This window comes from Streptococcus sp. HMSC065C01, assembly GCF_001813525.1.
GTDB lineage: Bacteria > Bacillota > Bacilli > Lactobacillales > Streptococcaceae > Streptococcus > Streptococcus parasanguinis_V.
Window position 1 is genome coordinate 1 of sequence record NZ_KV812826.1, and the last position, 15,971, is coordinate 15,971.

Annotated in this window: 17 protein-coding genes; 6 read left to right on the forward strand and 11 right to left on the reverse strand. The window is 37.1% G+C overall.

All coding sequences use genetic code 11. The features are described 5' to 3' along the window. Window positions 1-54: 54 nt before the first annotated feature. On the reverse strand, window positions 55-597 hold the full coding sequence (locus HMPREF2918_RS00260; RefSeq protein WP_070594287.1) for an aggregation-promoting factor: 543 nt from the start codon (window positions 595-597) through the stop codon (window positions 55-57). A gap of 228 nt (window positions 598-825) precedes the next feature. Between HMPREF2918_RS00260 and sdaAB the strand changes: the two genes are divergently transcribed. The 3 genes from sdaAB to HMPREF2918_RS00275 are packed head-to-tail and all read left to right on the forward strand — an operon-like array spanning window position 826 to window position 3,010. Further along, window positions 826-1,497, forward strand: a complete 672-nt coding sequence (gene sdaAB / locus HMPREF2918_RS00265) for an L-serine ammonia-lyase, iron-sulfur-dependent subunit beta (protein ID WP_003002135.1) — start codon at window positions 826-828, stop codon at window positions 1,495-1,497. Between the two features lie 9 nt (window positions 1,498-1,506). Continuing rightward, a complete protein-coding gene (gene sdaAA / locus HMPREF2918_RS00270; RefSeq protein ID WP_003002222.1) occupies window positions 1,507-2,379 on the forward strand; it encodes an L-serine ammonia-lyase, iron-sulfur-dependent, subunit alpha in 873 nt (290 codons plus the stop codon). Between the two features lies 1 nt (window position 2,380). Continuing rightward, window positions 2,381-3,010 (forward strand): HAD hydrolase-like protein, encoded by a 630-nt coding sequence (locus tag HMPREF2918_RS00275; protein WP_070594289.1) that lies wholly within the window; start codon window positions 2,381-2,383, stop codon window positions 3,008-3,010. Window positions 3,011-3,035: 25 nt separating this feature from the next. Here the strand turns inward: HMPREF2918_RS00275 and HMPREF2918_RS00280 are convergent, their stop codons facing one another. The 8 genes from HMPREF2918_RS00280 to yfmF form a co-directional block, all read right to left on the reverse strand. After that, window positions 3,036-3,677 carry a LysM peptidoglycan-binding domain-containing protein gene (locus HMPREF2918_RS00280; RefSeq protein ID WP_070594291.1) on the reverse strand — a complete coding sequence of 214 codons (642 nt, stop codon included), beginning with the start codon at window positions 3,675-3,677 and terminating at the stop codon, window positions 3,036-3,038. Between the two features lie 157 nt (window positions 3,678-3,834). Further along, window positions 3,835-4,632: an energy-coupling factor transporter transmembrane component T family protein gene (locus HMPREF2918_RS00285; RefSeq protein WP_070594293.1), complete on the reverse strand. Its 798-nt coding sequence runs from the start codon at window positions 4,630-4,632 to the stop codon at window positions 3,835-3,837. Beyond that, a complete protein-coding gene (locus tag HMPREF2918_RS00290) occupies window positions 4,625-5,467 on the reverse strand; it encodes an energy-coupling factor transporter ATPase (RefSeq protein WP_070594295.1) in 843 nt (280 codons plus the stop codon). The genes HMPREF2918_RS00285 and HMPREF2918_RS00290 overlap by 8 nt, the downstream gene beginning before the upstream one ends. Further along, window positions 5,452-6,276: an energy-coupling factor ABC transporter ATP-binding protein gene (locus tag HMPREF2918_RS00295; protein WP_070594297.1), complete on the reverse strand. Its 825-nt coding sequence runs from the start codon at window positions 6,274-6,276 to the stop codon at window positions 5,452-5,454. The genes HMPREF2918_RS00290 and HMPREF2918_RS00295 overlap by 16 nt, the downstream gene beginning before the upstream one ends. Beyond that, the gene (gene pgsA, locus HMPREF2918_RS00300; RefSeq protein ID WP_003009208.1) at window positions 6,277-6,816 is read right to left on the reverse strand and encodes a CDP-diacylglycerol--glycerol-3-phosphate 3-phosphatidyltransferase; all 540 of its coding nucleotides are present in this window, start codon (window positions 6,814-6,816) and stop codon (window positions 6,277-6,279) included. Window positions 6,817-6,847: 31 nt separating this feature from the next. Beyond that, on the reverse strand, window positions 6,848-7,255 hold the full coding sequence (locus tag HMPREF2918_RS00305; protein ID WP_023919990.1) for a helix-turn-helix domain-containing protein: 408 nt from the start codon (window positions 7,253-7,255) through the stop codon (window positions 6,848-6,850). A 26-nt stretch (window positions 7,256-7,281) separates the two neighbouring features. Next, window positions 7,282-8,556: an EF-P 5-aminopentanol modification-associated protein YfmH gene (gene yfmH, locus HMPREF2918_RS00310; protein ID WP_045760060.1), complete on the reverse strand. Its 1,275-nt coding sequence runs from the start codon at window positions 8,554-8,556 to the stop codon at window positions 7,282-7,284. Between the two features lie 8 nt (window positions 8,557-8,564). Further along, on the reverse strand, window positions 8,565-9,812 hold the full coding sequence (gene yfmF, locus HMPREF2918_RS00315; protein ID WP_049471798.1) for an EF-P 5-aminopentanol modification-associated protein YfmF: 1,248 nt from the start codon (window positions 9,810-9,812) through the stop codon (window positions 8,565-8,567). 155 nt (window positions 9,813-9,967) lie between these two features. Here yfmF and yaaA point away from each other — a divergent pair, with 155 nt between their 5' ends. Beyond that, window positions 9,968-10,330, forward strand: coding sequence for a S4 domain-containing protein YaaA (gene yaaA, locus HMPREF2918_RS00320; protein WP_070594298.1), 363 nt, complete (start codon window positions 9,968-9,970; stop codon window positions 10,328-10,330). Then, a complete protein-coding gene (recF, locus tag HMPREF2918_RS00325) occupies window positions 10,330-11,424 on the forward strand; it encodes a DNA replication/repair protein RecF (protein WP_070594300.1) in 1,095 nt (364 codons plus the stop codon). The genes yaaA and recF overlap by 1 nt, the downstream gene beginning before the upstream one ends. A 45-nt stretch (window positions 11,425-11,469) precedes the next feature. On the opposite strand, the gene guaB is transcribed toward recF, so the two are convergent. Together guaB and trpS are read right to left on the reverse strand one after the other, a co-directional pair. Beyond that, the gene (gene guaB, locus HMPREF2918_RS00330) at window positions 11,470-12,951 is read right to left on the reverse strand and encodes an IMP dehydrogenase (protein ID WP_003009220.1); all 1,482 of its coding nucleotides are present in this window, start codon (window positions 12,949-12,951) and stop codon (window positions 11,470-11,472) included. Between the two features lie 142 nt (window positions 12,952-13,093). Then, complete coding sequence (gene trpS / locus HMPREF2918_RS00335) at window positions 13,094-14,122, reverse strand: tryptophan--tRNA ligase (RefSeq protein WP_049486041.1); 1,029 nt, start codon at window positions 14,120-14,122, stop codon at window positions 13,094-13,096. Between the two features lie 205 nt (window positions 14,123-14,327). On the opposite strand from trpS, the gene HMPREF2918_RS00340 reads away from it, so the two are divergent. Further along, window positions 14,328-15,953: an ATP-binding cassette domain-containing protein gene (locus HMPREF2918_RS00340; protein ID WP_049486042.1), complete on the forward strand. Its 1,626-nt coding sequence runs from the start codon at window positions 14,328-14,330 to the stop codon at window positions 15,951-15,953. The last annotated feature ends 18 nt before the right edge of the window (window positions 15,954-15,971 follow it).

Sequence of the window (15,971 nt, forward strand, 5' to 3'; positions counted from 1 at the left end):
TTTTCTGTCTAACTTTTGGGGTGCGGTTCATTCAAGAACTCTTTTTAAACGAATTTAATACCAGCCATTTGCCAACCAGAAATTTTTAGCTGCTGACCATGATCCATAACGGTTGACAACATATTGATTGGCTACTTTTTCTTGGTTTGCAGGTGATAAATCACCATTCAAATAAGTGATAGTCAATTGGTAACGACCATAATATTGGCCATTTTGTGCTGTATAACTACCACTTGACTCTTTTTGGGCAATCCATTCCTTAGCAGCTGCATCTTCCGCATTCAAACCATCTGAAGCAGAGACAGTAGTTGTTGCTTGTGTAGTATCAGCTTTACTAGCAGGAGCTTGCTCCGTAGTTTTCTGCGTTGTATTTGCATCTTCAATCTCAAGAACTTGACCAACTGAGATAAGGTTCACGTTACTAATCTTATTTTTCTTAGCAATTGCATCAACCGTTGTGTTCTTCTCTTTAGCAATAGCTGATAGAGTATCACCTGATTTTACAGTATAAGAATCTGCATTCGCTACAATTGGAAGGAAAAGTCCTGCAAGTAAACTAAGTCCAATAATTCGTTTCATCATTTGTTTTTTATTCATTATTATATACTCCTTTATTAGTATACCTCTATACTACACAAGAAATATTTCATATTTATTGAAATAATGTGTCAAATATTTCAGTCAGATGTTAGAAATACTAAAAATCCAGGATAATATAAATGCTTTAAGCTCCCTTTAAGATTTCTCAGATATTTCGGGAAAAATAGAAGAAATCATCAGCCATATCTGATATAATGAAGTAAAGTGATCACAAAGGAGCAGAGCATGAACTCTTTAAAATTCCAATCAGTTTTTGATATTATTGGACCTGTGATGATCGGCCCATCCAGTAGTCACACTGCAGGTGCTGTTCGAATTGGTAAAATTGTTTCTTCTATCTTTGGAGAGGAGCCAAAAGAAGTTGAGTTCCAATTATTTAATTCCTTCGCTAAAACCTATCGTGGTCATGGAACAGATTTAGCCTTAGTAGCAGGCATCTTAGGAATGGACACAGATGATCCTAGAATCCCAGATAGTCTAAAAATTGCACATGAACGAGGCATTCGGATTGTTTGGTCTATTCAAAAAGAGAGCAATGCTCCTCACCCAAACACAACAACCATTACTGTTAAAAATGATCATAAAACGATTTCTGTCACTGGAATCTCAATTGGTGGTGGGAACATACAGGTTACTGAGTTAAATGGCTTTGCCATCTCGCTAAATATGAATACTCCAACCATTATCATTGTTCACCAGGACGTCCCTGGGATGATCGCCCATGTCACAGAAGCTCTTTCTCGCTATGATATTAATATTGCACAAATGAATGTAACACGGGAAAAAGCTGGAGAAAAAGCGATTATGATTATAGAAGTTGACTCAAGGAGTTGTGAAGCAGCGATCGAAGATATCCGTAAAATTCCTCATCTTCATAATGTCAACTTTTTCAAATAAGGAGTTCATATGTTTTATTCAATTGTAGACCTCGTAGAACAAGCAAGCACACAATACGAAGGAAACGTCGCAGAGTTAATGATTGCAACTGAATTTGAACTAACTGGTCGTGAACGAGAAGAAGTCCTACGATTAATGACCCGTAATTTAGAAGTGATGATTGATTCTGTAAAGTTAGGGTTAAATGAAAACCACTCTCGTAGTGGGTTAACCGGTGGGGATGCCGCAAAATTAGATCGCTATATCAAATCAGGAAAAACGTTATCTGACTTGACCGTCCTAACCGCAGCGAAGAATGCTATTGCTGTCAACGAACACAATGCTAAAATGGGACTGGTCTGTGCAACACCCACTGCAGGATCTGCTGGCTGCCTTCCCGCAGTTCTCACTGCAGCAACCCAAAAATTAGGGTTAAACCGTCAGCAACAATTAGATTTTTTACTGACAGCTGGGGCTTTTGGTTTAGTCATCGCCAATAATGCTTCTATTTCAGGTGCAGAAGGTGGTTGTCAAGCAGAAGTTGGTTCTGCTTCAGCTATGAGTGCGGCAGCATTGACACTAGCTGCTGGGGGAACTCCTTATCAAGCGAGTCAGGCAGTCTGTTTTGTCATCAAAAACATGCTTGGGCTCATTTGTGATCCAGTGGCAGGACTCGTGGAAGTTCCGTGTGTCAAACGGAACGCAATGGGAGCCAGCTATGCCTTTATTGCTGCTGATATGGCCTTAGCAGGCATTGAATCAAAAATACCTGTTGATGAAGTTATTGACGCCATGTACCAAGTTGGTTCTAGTCTTCCAACTGCCTTTAGAGAAACAGCTGAAGGAGGATTGGCAGCAACACCAACCGGACGTAGATTACAAAAAGAGATATTTGGGGAATAATATGCAAGCCTTATTTTTTGACTTAGATGGAACATTAGTTGACAGTTCCAAGGGAATTACAGAGAGCTTTCAACATACATTCGATACTTTGAAGGTTCCTCAACCCGATCTCAAAACCATCCGTAGTTTTATGGGACCACCTTTGATTTCTAGTTTTGAAGCTACTCTTCCTGAAGCTTTGGTAGATCAAGCAGTGACTATCTATCGCCAGTATTATCATGAAAAAGGGCAATACAAATCAACTCTATTTCCTCAAATAGTTGAAGCTTTGAAAGCATTACAAGACGAAAACATTCCTCTTTATGTAACTACTTCAAAACATGAACCAGTTGCTTTACAGATGTGTCAAGATTTAGGTATCGATAAATACTTTAAAGGAATTTATGGATCAAATTCAGATCGTATCCACAAAGCCGATGTCATTCGATACGCCTTGTCAATCAATGACCTTCCAAAAGAGGAGACAGTGATTATTGGAGACACAAAATTTGACCTCATTGGAGGTCAAACAATTGGAATAAAAACTATGGCAGTCTCTTGGGGATTTGGAGATCTTGAAGAGCTACTTCTTTACTCACCAGATTTTATTTGTCATTCTCCACTTGACATTCTTGAGATATTAAAAAAATAGGTTTACAAATTGTAAACCTATTTTTTTAATAACCCCAAGCTGATAAACCTTGTGAGCTATATGCATTGTATGCAGACTGGATTTGATCATCAACTGTTGCAGTTGAACCCCAACCTGGCATTGTTTGGAACAACCCACTAGCACCAGAAGCATTTGCTGCATTTACTTGACCATTTGATTCACGGGCAATAATTGCTTCCCAAGTAGAAGCAGGTACACCCGTCATTTCAGCCATACGAGCAGCCGCATAAGATCCTTGTTCTCCAGCAGTATTCCCATTTGATAGAACAATTCCACCATTTGTTGATTGTGCAGAAGTCACTGCAGCATTTGCTGCATAAGTTGTTTGTTTTTGAGCAGTTTGTGCTGCTGTAGGTGCACTTTCAGCAGGTTTTGCTTGCTCTTGTGGAGCAACTTTATCAATCATAGATTTTGAACGCTCACCTAACTCAATAATTTGTCCTGCATAGATCAAATCTTCATTGGTCAGATTGTTAGATGCAATAATATTTTCTACTGAAGTGTTATTTTCTAGTGCAATTTTTGATAGAGTATCTCCAGACTTCACTTCGTAAGTTTCAGCATTCACTGTAGCAATACCTGAAATGAAAAGTGATGCTGCTGAAAGTAGGGAAGTGACTGTCCATTGGAACTTTTTACTGTTCATGAATTCTATTCTCCTTTCGAACATAATTCTATCATACACACAAAATGTTACAGTTTATTGTAGAATATATTACAAATGTTACAAGAATATGTGAATTTAATGTAAAAAGCGCTTTGTATAGCGCTTTTTCCTTATTTTTGAACCAATACAACTAGCTCTATCCATTTTTTAGATAAAAAACTATCAACATGAGGCACAGAATAACGAGCAATGCCAGGGTATCTTTTACTCCCCACTGCAGAGTCCGATAGCGTGTTCGTCCCTCACCGCCTTTGTACCCTCTCGCTTCCATCGCAATTGCTAATGCATCTGCGCGTTTAAAACTAGAAGCAAATAGAGGAATGAGGATCGGAATAAAGGAACGGATCCTTTTTAATAGATTTCCCTCACCAAAATCAACACCACGTGCCCTTTGCGCATTCATGATTCGATTCGTATCATCTACTAAGGTTGGAACAAAGCGCAAACTCATAGATAGCATTAACCCAATCTCATGAGCCGGAACCTTAATAATTTTTAGTGGGGTAAGGATCTTTTCAACAGCATCTGCTAAACTCAATGGTGTCGTCGTCACGGTTAAAATCGTCGAATAAAAAATAATTAAAATAAATCTACAAAATATGATGGCGGCTTGCATCAATCCTTGGTCGGTTAATTTAAAAAACCACCATTGATACAAAATAGTTCCTTGAGAAGTCGCAAATAATTGAAAAATAGTTGTAAAAGCAATGATAAAAATCATTGATTTTAAGCCTTTAATATAAAAACTAACCGAAATCTTCGTTAGATACATTAAAACAAAAATAAAACCAAAGAGAAGAACATTTGTCTGGATATTATTTGCCCAAAACAGAAGAAATATGAATAAAAACATTGAGAGCAACTTCCCACGAGGATCTAGCTGGTGGATAATGGAGTTCCCAGGAATATACCTTCCTAAAATCATATTATTCATGAAGTAACAGCTCCTTTAGTTCCTCAATTTTGATTGGTAGTCTGTCCAGAGGAAGTCCTCTTCGTTTCAAATGAAGCGCAAAATTCGTAATTTGAGGGACTCCTAATTGAAGTTTTTGTAAATACTCAACCTGTTGAAACACTTCCCTTGGGGATCCGTTTAGGACAAGTTTTCCCGCTTCTAAAGCAAATACGGTATCAGCAAAATTTGCTACATCATCCATCGTATGAGTTACCAGAACTAGGGTCATCCCATTTTTATGTAATGTCTCAAACAGCGCCATCAATTCCTTTCTTCCAGCAGGATCTAGCCCTGCTGTCGGCTCGTCCAATACTAAAATCTCTGGTTCGATAGCTAAAATACCCGCGATCGCAACCCGTCTCATCTGTCCACCAGATAGTTCAAATGGACTTTTATCATAGATAGACTCTTCTAAACCAACGATCGCTAATTTTTCTTTGGCTATTTCCTCCGCTTTATCCTTAGGTACCCCAAAATTTTGTGGTCCAAAGGCTACATCAGCTAGAACAGTTTCCGCAAATAGCTGACTTTCTGGAAATTGAAAAACCAAACCGACTTTTTTTCTCAGGTACTTCATTTCTTTTGGCTCAGAATGATTATCTAAAACAAAATCTTCAAATTGAATCGTTCCTTTAGTCGGACGCAGTAAACCATTTAGTAATTGCAACAAAGTAGACTTGCCACTACCAGTATGCCCGATAATGGCTGTATAAGATCCATCTTTTATTTCCAAACTAATATCAGAAAGCGCCTGCCCTTCAAAAGGACTTCCCTCTTGATAAGTATAATAGACATTCTTTAAAGAGATTCCCATAGTTGGTCTAATAACTCACTTTCTGTTAGATAATCCTGTTTTAGCGGAAAATGCGAGCTGAGAGATTCTTGAACCTGCTTACTAAACGGCTTATCTAGTCCAATCTCATTGAGGTCATTTCTTGAAAACAATTCCCGCGGCGTCATAGAAGACTCTAGTTTTCCTTTTTGAAACACGAGCGTTCGATCACTTAAGGCAATTTCGGTTAAATCATGGGTAATGGAGATAATTGTTAATTGAAATTTTTTCTGAAGTTCTCTCATTACCGCCATTAGATCCTCTCTGCCTTCTGGATCTAACATACTAGTTGCTTCATCAAGGATAATAATAGTTGGTCTCAAGGCGATAATACCCGCTATGGCCACTCGTTGCTTTTGACCACCTGACAAACGAGATGGTTCGCGATCTTTATACTCCAGCATACCGACTTGCTCAATAGCTTTCTCCACACGTTGAAGCATTTCTTCCCGTGGAATTCCTTGATTTTCTAAACCAAAGGCAACATCATCTTCTACTGTCGCACCAACAAATTGGTTGTCAGGGTTCTGAAATACAATCCCAATTTTACTACGGATTTCCCATATAGTTTCACGAGTCAGTTGTTTTCCATCAACGTAAATCTCACCAGACTCAGCTTCCAAAAGGCCATCAATCAGGCGTACAACTGTAGATTTCCCACTACCATTGTGTCCAACAATCGAAAGCCACTCTCCTTGTTTCACGTGAAACGAAACCGTGTCAATTTGATACTCTTCTACTGTTTTATCGTATCGAAAGGATACATTTTTTAGCTCAATCATCTGTTTCATTTATTTAAATGTGTCTTTAAAGAGATAGCTACTTCCCTTAAAGTAGTCGTAACCAGAATAAATTGTGAAAATCAATGCAATATAAAGCAACACTTGCCCTGGAAGTGTCCAATGGCAAAGCAAAAAGATAATGGCAAACATTTGGCTAAAGGTTTTAATTTTTCCTGGCATGGCTGCAGCAAGAACTGTACCACCTGTCTCAACAAGTAGAAGACGCAAACCAGTAACAGCTAACTCACGACAAATGATAACGGCTGCAATCCAAGCAGGAACCATTTTTAATTCAATCATCATGATAAAAGCTGACATGACCAATAATTTATCTGCCATTGGATCCGCAAATTTACCAAAATTACTAACTACATTCCATTTTCGTGCAAGAAAGCCATCTAAATAATCTGTAATACTAGCAATTGCAAAAATAACTGCCGCTACAATATGTCCTAAGTAAGAGTGACTTAAACTTAAAATGGCAATAAAAATAGGAATCATCACAACCCGAATTAATGTCAATGCATTAGGAATATTTTCTTTTTTCATACTTCCTCCAAAAAATAAACTATCTTTACATCTATTTTACAGATGCTGTAAACTCATAAAAATATACGATATAAATCACAAAGCCAAGGATGACAAAACTAACTAGTAGATAATACAGGATTGGTAACCAGCTCGCTTTCTGTCTTAATTTTCTTGAATGAAGCTCTTCGTCATCTACAAGTATTTCTTCATCAAATAACAATTCTTTTCCTTCACGAAAAGCTGTCAATAGGATGGACTCATCTAATCCCAAAGCCCATGCTAACTTTTTAAGATAGATCTGAGCGTAAAAGGGACTCGGTAATAGATCAAACTCATCGTTTTCCAACGCTTCTATATAAGGAATTTCAATAGCTGTCTTATTTGACACATCCTGTAAACTTAAGTGTAAATTTACTCTTGACAGTCTTAACACTTGACCAATCGTTCTCTTCTTCATGTTTTCCCTTCTTGATACATTGTTTACTACTTTTGAAAAATCATATAGTCAACCATCTCAGCCTGGTCGATGAACTGACGCCCTAATTTGATGATATCTTGTAAACTAATACCTTGTAAAATCTTTGGAAGATCATAAGAAGTGCTACCGTCTGAAAAATATTCAAACTGAGTGGCACTATACTCAAGCGAATTTAAACCTTGTAAGAAATCACCAAACATTTCGCTTTTAATCGTATCCAAATGTTCTTGATTCACATCTGGATCCTTCTCAAATTGTTTGATCGCTGATCTAAATTGATGAGATAAGGACACCGGTTCTTGAGTATCCATTGTCAAAATAACGAAATGAAATAATTCCTCAACCTCGACTTCAAGTGTCAATGAGTTGTCAATCTTCCCAGCTTCATATAAACTTTGAAACCGTTGCGAAGTCCAACCAAACATCATCGAAAACAGTAATTTCAACATCAATTTATAACGAAATTTTTCCTCTTCCTTAATGATATCATTTCCTCGAATTCCAATTGCCAACTTAGGAGTAGCAACTTCCATTCTACAAGATTGATTCAATCTTACTTCATTTTTTTCTACAGGAAAACGTTCTAACTCCACAGAAGGACGAGGAGAAGTCAGATCATATTTCTTTACTACTTGCAATACTTCATCAACATCAAAGTTTCCGATCACTAATAAATGCATTTGAGAGGGATGATAGAATAGATCAAAGTTTTCACGGAGATTATCTATTGTAATGTCAGAAATAGACTCCCTAGTTCCAGCAATATCATCTGCTAACGGTGTTCCAGGATATAAATTTTCTAAAGCACCAAAAAATAATCGATAGTCTGGACTATCTTGGTACATTCCAATTTCTTGTTGAATGATTTCTCTTTCCTTAGATACAGATTTTTCTGTAAAGGAAACATTTGAAACCATCTCCAATAACAATTGAATATTTTCAGGGACTTTTGAAGTTGTTGAGAAAAGATAACTTGTCTTTGTAAAGCTTGTAAAGGCATTACTTTCCGATCCTAAATGAACGAATTTTTTTAAATAATCTTGACCATTTTCATCTTCAAACACTTTGTGTTCTAGAAAATGTGCAATTCCTGCAGGATATTGCCTTTCATCACCATTCACTAGAATTCGTGTATCCACTGAGCCAAACTTAGTTGTGATTATTCCATAGGTTTCATAATAATCTTCTTTGGGAATTAAATGAATAGTCAACCCATTTGACAAGCGTGTAAAGTAAACTTGCTCACCAACCGATTCATAATATTTTTCTTTAATTTTCAATCTTTACACTACTTTCCTTCCATAAAATAAACAGACTGTAAATTAATTGTTTTTGCTACTTCAATAATTTCTTCTCTACTAACCTTATCGATAGATTCTAACCACTCTTCTAGAGAAAGAACTTTCGTTCCTAGGATCGTTTTCAAATATTCCCTTTCAATCAAGGTATTTTGCCGATCCTGTGCTAATAAGGTCGTATTCACCAACATTTCTTTTGTCAATTGAAGCTCTGACTCTGTAAACTTGCCTCTTTTTAAATCATTCAACTGTCTCATAATCAAGGTCATTACTTTGGTACGAGATTCCTTATCAATGCCTGCAAAAACTCTCATGAAGCCTGTAAAAATATCAAAATGGCTTGAGATAGTATAAGCAAGGCCTTCTTTCTCACGTATTATTTGAAAAAGTCTCGAATGCGAGAAAGCTCCCAGCATCCCATTTAATACAACTAGAGGGATATGGAGAGATTCTCCATACTGGGTAGAAAAATGATAACCTAATTCTAAAATAGATTGTTGGTTTTGTTTTTGCTCTAACTTTTCTCTTACAACATTTGTAAAAGGTTGTTGATAAGTGACAGACAAATTGTTATCACGTGGCTTGAATTCAAACTGGTTCACTCGATCCACAATAGCGACCTCATTAAAGTCACCTATGAAAAAGAAGTCAATGTTATCTAATTGGAGCATCTGATGAAACTGTTCAAGAGAACTTTGGGCTGTTTCTTGTCTCACTAAATCAACTTTCCCCAATCTTGACATCCCGATTGTTTCGTCTTCAAAAAATAGTTGATTCAATTGCCCATGTGCATAATAATAAGGCTCTTCAATTTCCGACTCCAAATCGGAAATCGTATTTTTCTTTTCAACGTCAAATGTATCACTGTCAAAGTGATCTTCTACTACCAAAGGTGAAAAGAAGATAGTTTCTATAATGTCCAAAACCTCATCAGTAAGAACATTTTTCTTGCTCAAAAAGTCATCGCGCACAAAGGAAATATTCAAATCAACATAATGAACACGACCCCTCTTAGAGACTGAGGTTGACAATTCTACCCCGTATAGACTCGCTAATTTTTCACGGAATAATTGTGAAGTTGGATATTTTTGATTTGCAGTTTCCATCATACAGGCTACTAAAACACGCGCAGCCACGGTATTTTCATCTAATGGCGATGAAAAACGGACCTTAATTTTATTGGTTTTAAATTTTTTTGATTGAAGAAAGTGAAGATTCACGCCCTTTACTAATTCCATTTTCATCCTCGTTCTACTCAATAGTAACTTTCATTATAACACGAAATCACACTAAAATCCTAATTCAAACTGTGAAAAAGCTCCTCAAATCACTCAACATTCTCTACCCTAGAAAAACTAAAAATATGGTATAATAACACGCAAAGAGGTGAACTATGAATTACAAATTATTTGATGATTTTATTACATTACAAGCAATCTTAAAAGAACTCGGTATTATACAGAGTGGTGGTGCAATCAAAGTCTTTCTTCAAGAAAAAGAAGTCTTTGTTAATGGTGAATTAGAACAACGGAGAGGCCGTAAACTTCGTGTCAATGATCAAATTGACATTCCTGAACTGAGCGTTACTATCACCATTCTTGAACCTTCTCAAGAAGAAATAGAAGAGCATCTTAAAGACAAGGAAGAAAAGGAACGTGTTGCTAAACTTGTCAAGCAACTCAATCAACAACAAAAGAAACAACCGACAAAGACTAACAAAAAAGAAAAAGCAATTCGCTTTCCTGGTATCTCCTAATGTGGTTAAAACAGTTATCCATTCAACATTTTCGTAATTATCAAGAACTTGAAGTCGAGTTTCATCCTGGATTAAATATTTTCCTAGGTCAAAATGCTCAAGGAAAGACCAATATTCTCGAATCAATTTATTTTCTAGCTTTAACCAGAAGTCATCGAACACGAAATGATAGAGATCTCATCTATTTTGAATCCACCGATTTTAAAGTGTCTGGTCAATTACAAAGAGAAACTGGTCCCCTTCCATTAGAAATTTCCTTGACATCAAAAGGTCGGATAACTAAGGTAAATCATTTGAAACAAGCCAAATTATCGAACTATATTGGCCATATGAATGTTGTCCTTTTTGCACCCGAAGATTTGCAACTGATCAAAGGATCACCTGCAGGGCGTCGAAAGTTTATTGACATTGAATTAGGTCAGATGAAACCTCTCTATTTATCCGACTTATCTCAATACAACCATGTACTGAAACAAAGAAACAGTTATCTAAAAAATTCGGAAAAAATTGATGCTACATTTTTGGAGGTCTTAGATTCACAACTAGCTAGTTTTGGAAGTCGCGTCATCCATCATCGGCTTGAGTTTATTAAAAAATTAGAAGCTAAAGCAAAAGAAAAACACACTCGACTTTCTGACAACAAAGAAGACCTATCGATTCAATATCAGTCAACTGTTTTTTCTGAAGAAGGAAATGATATAGAAGAGCAGTTTCTCTCTATGTTGGAAAAAAACCGTCAGAAGGATATTTTTAGGAAAACAACAAGTATTGGGCCTCACAGGGATGATTTGGCATTTTTTATCAATAATATGAATGCTACCTTTGGTAGTCAAGGCCAGCATCGAAGTGTTGTTCTCTCTCTAAAATTAGCAGAAATCGAATTGATGGAAGAAATCACAAGAGAAAAGCCTATTTTATTACTTGACGATGTCATGAGCGAACTTGACAATTATCGTCAACTTCAACTACTTGAAACTATCTCTAATAATATTCAAACATTTATTACAACGACCACTCTCGATCATTTAAAAGAACTGCCTGAAGAGTTGAAAATTTTCACTGTTCAAGCTGGTCATATCAAAACAGCATCTTGACAATATTGTCAAGATGCTGTTGTTTTTATTTACAAATGTGTAAATTTATTGTGCTGAGTAGTTAGGAGCCTCGTTTGTGATTTGCACATCATGAGGATGGCTTTCTTTCAATCCGGCACCACTCATTTCAACGAATTGTGCATGATCATGTAAATCTTGAATGGTTGCTGCACCAACATAACCCATACCTGAACGAATACCACCGATCATTTGGAAGACCATATCTGCTACAGAACCTTTATAAGCAACGCGTCCTTCAATTCCTTCAGGGACCAATTTATTGGCTTCATTGACAGATCCTTGGAAGTAACGGTCGCTAGAACCTTTCTTCATTGCTGCAATAGATCCCATACCACGGTATGTTTTAAATTTACGACCTTGGAAGATTTCTGTTTCACCTGGTGCTTCATCTGTACCTGCAAGCATTGAGCCAAGCATAACCGCGTTTCCACCAGCTGCTAGTGCTTTGACAATATCTCCTGAATACTTGATACCACCATCAGCAATGATCGTTTTTCCATATTCACGAGCTACAGCGGCTGCGTCATAAATAGCAGTCACTTGAGGAACACCAACCCCTGCAACAACACGAGTTGTACAGATTGATCCTGGACCAATTCCGACTTTAACTACGTCTACCCCTGCATCAAATAATGCACGAGCACCTTCAGCGGTTGCAATATTTCCTGCAATCAAGGTACGATCTGGGAAGTGGGCACGAATTTCTGCAATCTTACGAAGAACACCCGCAGAATGTCCATGAGCAGTATCGATGACAATTGCGTCTGCACCAGCTTCAAAAAGAGCTTCTGCACGTTCAAAAGTATCTGAAGTAACCCCTACGGCACCAGCCACAAGCAAACGACCAAATTCATCCTTAGCCGCATTTGGGAACTCAATAACTTTTTCAATATCTTTGATTGTAATCAAGCCAGAAAGACGACCATTTTCATCTACCAATGGTAATTTTTCAATACGGTGCTCTTGTAGAATGCGTTCAGCTGTTTCCAAATCAGTTCCAACCGGTGCAGTCACCAAATTTTCACTCGTCATATGATTTGAAATGGGTTGATTGTAATCAGAAATAAAACGCAAATCCCGGTTTGTAAGGATACCAACTAATTTACGATTTTCAAGTGTTTCAACAACAGGAACACCACTGATTCGGTATCGTCCCATCAACTCATCTGCTTCTGCAATTGTATGAGACGGAGTCAAATAGAACGGATCAATAATAACCCCATTTTCAGAACGTTTTACTTTGCGTACTTCATCTGCCTGTTGCTCAATTGACATGTTTTTATGGATCACACCAAGTCCACCAGCACGTGCCATAGCAATTGCCATTTGACTTTCAGTCACCGTATCCATAGCAGCAGTAATGATTGGGATATTCAAGCGTAAATTACTTGCTAATTGTGTACTTAAATCTGCATCATTAGGCAATACGTGACTTTCTGCTGGAATCAAAAGCACGTCATCGAATGTAAACCCTTTTTTTAAAAACTTTGTGTCCCAATTAGACATTAGCTGGATCCTCTTTTCTTTTTATTTGAGCAAGGCTCGAATTTTTATTGTTAATATCATACCATTCTATGGCAATTTGTCAATCATTTATTGGTAAATTATCAATGAACAGTAAGAAATGTTCGCTTTTAATGAAGTCGTTTTATTTTTTAAAATAGGTAATTCCCATCGCAGATTTTACTTCATCCAGTGTTTGAGCTGCTACATTTCGAGCGCGCTCACTTCCTTTTTCAAGAATAGAGTAGACCTCACCCATATCCTTTGCAAACTCAAGTCGTCTTTCACGAATTGGTCTTAATTCACGATCTAAAATTTCTAAAAGATATCGTTTGGTCTTTACATCACCAAGTCCACCACGTTGATAATGTTCTTTCATTTCTGCAATTTCAGCTACATCTTCTGGACGGCCAAATACATCCAGGTAATGAAATACCATATTGCCTTCGATTTTTCCTGGATCCTCTACTTTAATATGATCAGGATCAGTATACATACTCATCACTTTTTTCTTTAAAGTATCTGCATCATCAGCTAGGTAAATGCCATTATTCAACGATTTAGACATTTTAGCATTTCCGTCTAAACCAGGTAAGCGCCCTGCTGCTTCGTTTTCAGGATAAATCCCTTCCGGTTCCACCAAAGTATCTGTGTTGTAAGCATGATTAAAGGAACGAACAATCTCACGAGTTTGTTCAATCATTGGCTTTTGATCATTTCCTACTGGAACAAAATTCGCTTTAAATGCTGTGATATCGGCTGCTTGTGAAATAGGGTATACCAAAAATCCTGTTGGAATACTTTCACCAAAACCTTTTTGAGAAATCTCAGTTTTTACAGTTGGGTTTCTTTCAAGTCGAGCCAAAGATACAAGATTCATGTAATACATAGTCAATTCTGCTAATTCAGGAATCTGACTTTGAATGAAAATCGTAACTTTTTCAGGATCTAGTCCAGCTGCCAGATAATCCAAAGCAACATTACCAATAGATTCTACAATCGTTTTTGGATCTTTCGCATGATCCGTCAAAGCTTGCTGGTCTGCCAAAAAAACAAACATATTATACTCATCTTTATTTTGTAGCAAGACGCGATTTTTTAAAGAACCTACATAGTGGCCAATATGGAGTTTTCCTGTCGGTCTATCTCCTGTCAAAATGATGGGTTTTGTCATACTCTTCTCCTTAATCGTTATCCCTATCATTATAGCACTTTCTAGTTGAAAATGTTAGTCTATCCTCTATGTTTATAAGGAATTAACACTTTACTGAACTGTCAATTTCGTTTACATCATTGTAAAAACAAATTGACAGTAAAAAAGTTGAATTTTCCCCTATTTTCTAGTAAAATGAAGACATTATAGAAAGAGGAGAAAATCATTGCTTACAGTATCAGACGTCTCACTACGTTTTAGTGATCGAAAATTGTTTGACGATGTCAATATCAACTTTACAGAAGGAAATACATACGGTCTCATCGGTGCCAACGGTGCTGGAAAGTCAACCTTTTTAAAAATTTTAGCTGGAGATATTGAACCAACAACCGGTCATATTTCTCTTGGCCCTGATGAACGTTTGTCTGTTTTGCGTCAAAATCACTTTGACTACGAAGATGAGCGGGTCATCGATGTTGTCATTATGGGAAATGAAAAGCTCTACAACATTATGAAAGAAAAAGATGCTATCTACATGAAAGAAGATTTCTCTGATGAAGATGGTGTCCGTGCAGCTGAACTCGAAGGTGAGTTTGCCGAACTTGGTGGATGGGAAGCAGAAAGTGAAGCATCTCAATTGCTTCAAAATCTAAATATTTCAGAAGACCTTCATTATCAAACTATGAGCGAGTTAGCCAATGGGGATAAAGTGAAAGTTCTCTTAGCTAAAGCCCTTTTTGGTAAACCAGATGTCCTTCTTTTGGATGAGCCGACCAATGGATTGGATATTCAATCCATTACCTGGTTAGAAGATTTTCTGATTGATTTTGAAAATACGGTTATCGTTGTATCCCATGACCGCCACTTTTTGAATAAAGTCTGCACCCATATGGCGGATCTCGACTTTGGAAAAATTAAACTTTACGTCGGAAACTATGATTTCTGGAAAGAATCTTCTGAACTTGCAGCAAAATTACAAGCAGATAGAAATGCAAAAGCTGAAGAAAAAATTAAACAATTACAAGAGTTTGTCGCACGTTTCTCAGCCAACGCTTCAAAATCAAAACAAGCAACTTCGCGTAAAAAAATGCTTGACAAGATTGAACTTGAAGAAATTGTTCCATCTAGTCGGAAGTACCCATTCATCAACTTTAAGGCAGAACGAGAAATTGGTAACGATCTCTTGACAGTTGAAAATCTTTCTGTCAAGATTGATGGAGAAACCATCCTTGACAATATCAGCTTTATCTTACGTCCTGGTGACAAAACCGCCCTTATCGGACAGAACGATATTCAAACAACCGCTTTGATCCGTGCATTGATGGATGATATTGAATATGAAGGAACTGTCAAGTGGGGAGTTACAACTAGTCGATCATATCTACCAAAAGACAACAGTCGTGATTTTGCAGGTGGTGAAAGTATTCTCGATTGGCTTCGTCAATTTGCAAGTAAAGAAGAAGATGACAATACTTTCCTTCGTGGTTTCTTAGGACGTATGCTCTTTTCGGGTGACGAAGTTAACAAGTCTGTCAACGTCTTGTCAGGGGGAGAAAAAGTTCGTGTCATGTTGTCTAAATTGATGCTCCTCAAGTCAAATGTTCTTGTACTAGATGATCCAACCAATCACTTGGATTTGGAGTCTATCTCAAGTTTGAATGATGGATTGAAGAATTTTAAAGAATCGATTATCTTTGCCAGCCATGACCACGAATTCATTCAAACACTCGCCAACCATATTATCGTTCTTTCAAAAAACGGCGTAATCGATCGTATTGATGAAACCTATGATGAGTTTCTTGAAAATGAAGAAGTTCAAGCAAAAGTGAAAGAACTTTGGAGTCAATCATAAAAATAAAGAGCCCTGAAA

Excerpts from the sequence above, each read along its gene's own strand:
- HMPREF2918_RS00260 (WP_070594287.1), bottom strand. The coding sequence starts at position 597 with ATGAATAAAAAACAAATGATGAAACGAATTATTGGACTTAGTTTACTT.
- sdaAB (WP_003002135.1), top strand. The coding sequence starts at position 826 with ATGAACTCTTTAAAATTCCAATCAGTTTTTGATATTATTGGACCTGTG.
- sdaAA (WP_003002222.1), top strand. The coding sequence starts at position 1,507 with ATGTTTTATTCAATTGTAGACCTCGTAGAACAAGCAAGCACACAATAC.
- HMPREF2918_RS00275 (WP_070594289.1), top strand. The coding sequence starts at position 2,381 with ATGCAAGCCTTATTTTTTGACTTAGATGGAACATTAGTTGACAGTTCC.
- HMPREF2918_RS00280 (WP_070594291.1), bottom strand. The coding sequence starts at position 3,677 with ATGAACAGTAAAAAGTTCCAATGGACAGTCACTTCCCTACTTTCAGCA.
- HMPREF2918_RS00285 (WP_070594293.1), bottom strand. The coding sequence starts at position 4,632 with ATGAATAATATGATTTTAGGAAGGTATATTCCTGGGAACTCCATTATC.
- HMPREF2918_RS00290 (WP_070594295.1), bottom strand. The coding sequence starts at position 5,467 with ATGGGAATCTCTTTAAAGAATGTCTATTATACTTATCAAGAGGGAAGT.
- HMPREF2918_RS00295 (WP_070594297.1), bottom strand. The coding sequence starts at position 6,276 with ATGAAACAGATGATTGAGCTAAAAAATGTATCCTTTCGATACGATAAA.
- pgsA (WP_003009208.1), bottom strand. The coding sequence starts at position 6,816 with ATGAAAAAAGAAAATATTCCTAATGCATTGACATTAATTCGGGTTGTG.
- HMPREF2918_RS00305 (WP_023919990.1), bottom strand. The coding sequence starts at position 7,255 with ATGAAGAAGAGAACGATTGGTCAAGTGTTAAGACTGTCAAGAGTAAAT.
- yfmF (WP_049471798.1), bottom strand. The coding sequence starts at position 9,812 with ATGGAATTAGTAAAGGGCGTGAATCTTCACTTTCTTCAATCAAAAAAA.
- yaaA (WP_070594298.1), top strand. The coding sequence starts at position 9,968 with ATGAATTACAAATTATTTGATGATTTTATTACATTACAAGCAATCTTA.
- recF (WP_070594300.1), top strand. The coding sequence starts at position 10,330 with ATGTGGTTAAAACAGTTATCCATTCAACATTTTCGTAATTATCAAGAA.
- guaB (WP_003009220.1), bottom strand. The coding sequence starts at position 12,951 with ATGTCTAATTGGGACACAAAGTTTTTAAAAAAAGGGTTTACATTCGAT.
- trpS (WP_049486041.1), bottom strand. The coding sequence starts at position 14,122 with ATGACAAAACCCATCATTTTGACAGGAGATAGACCGACAGGAAAACTC.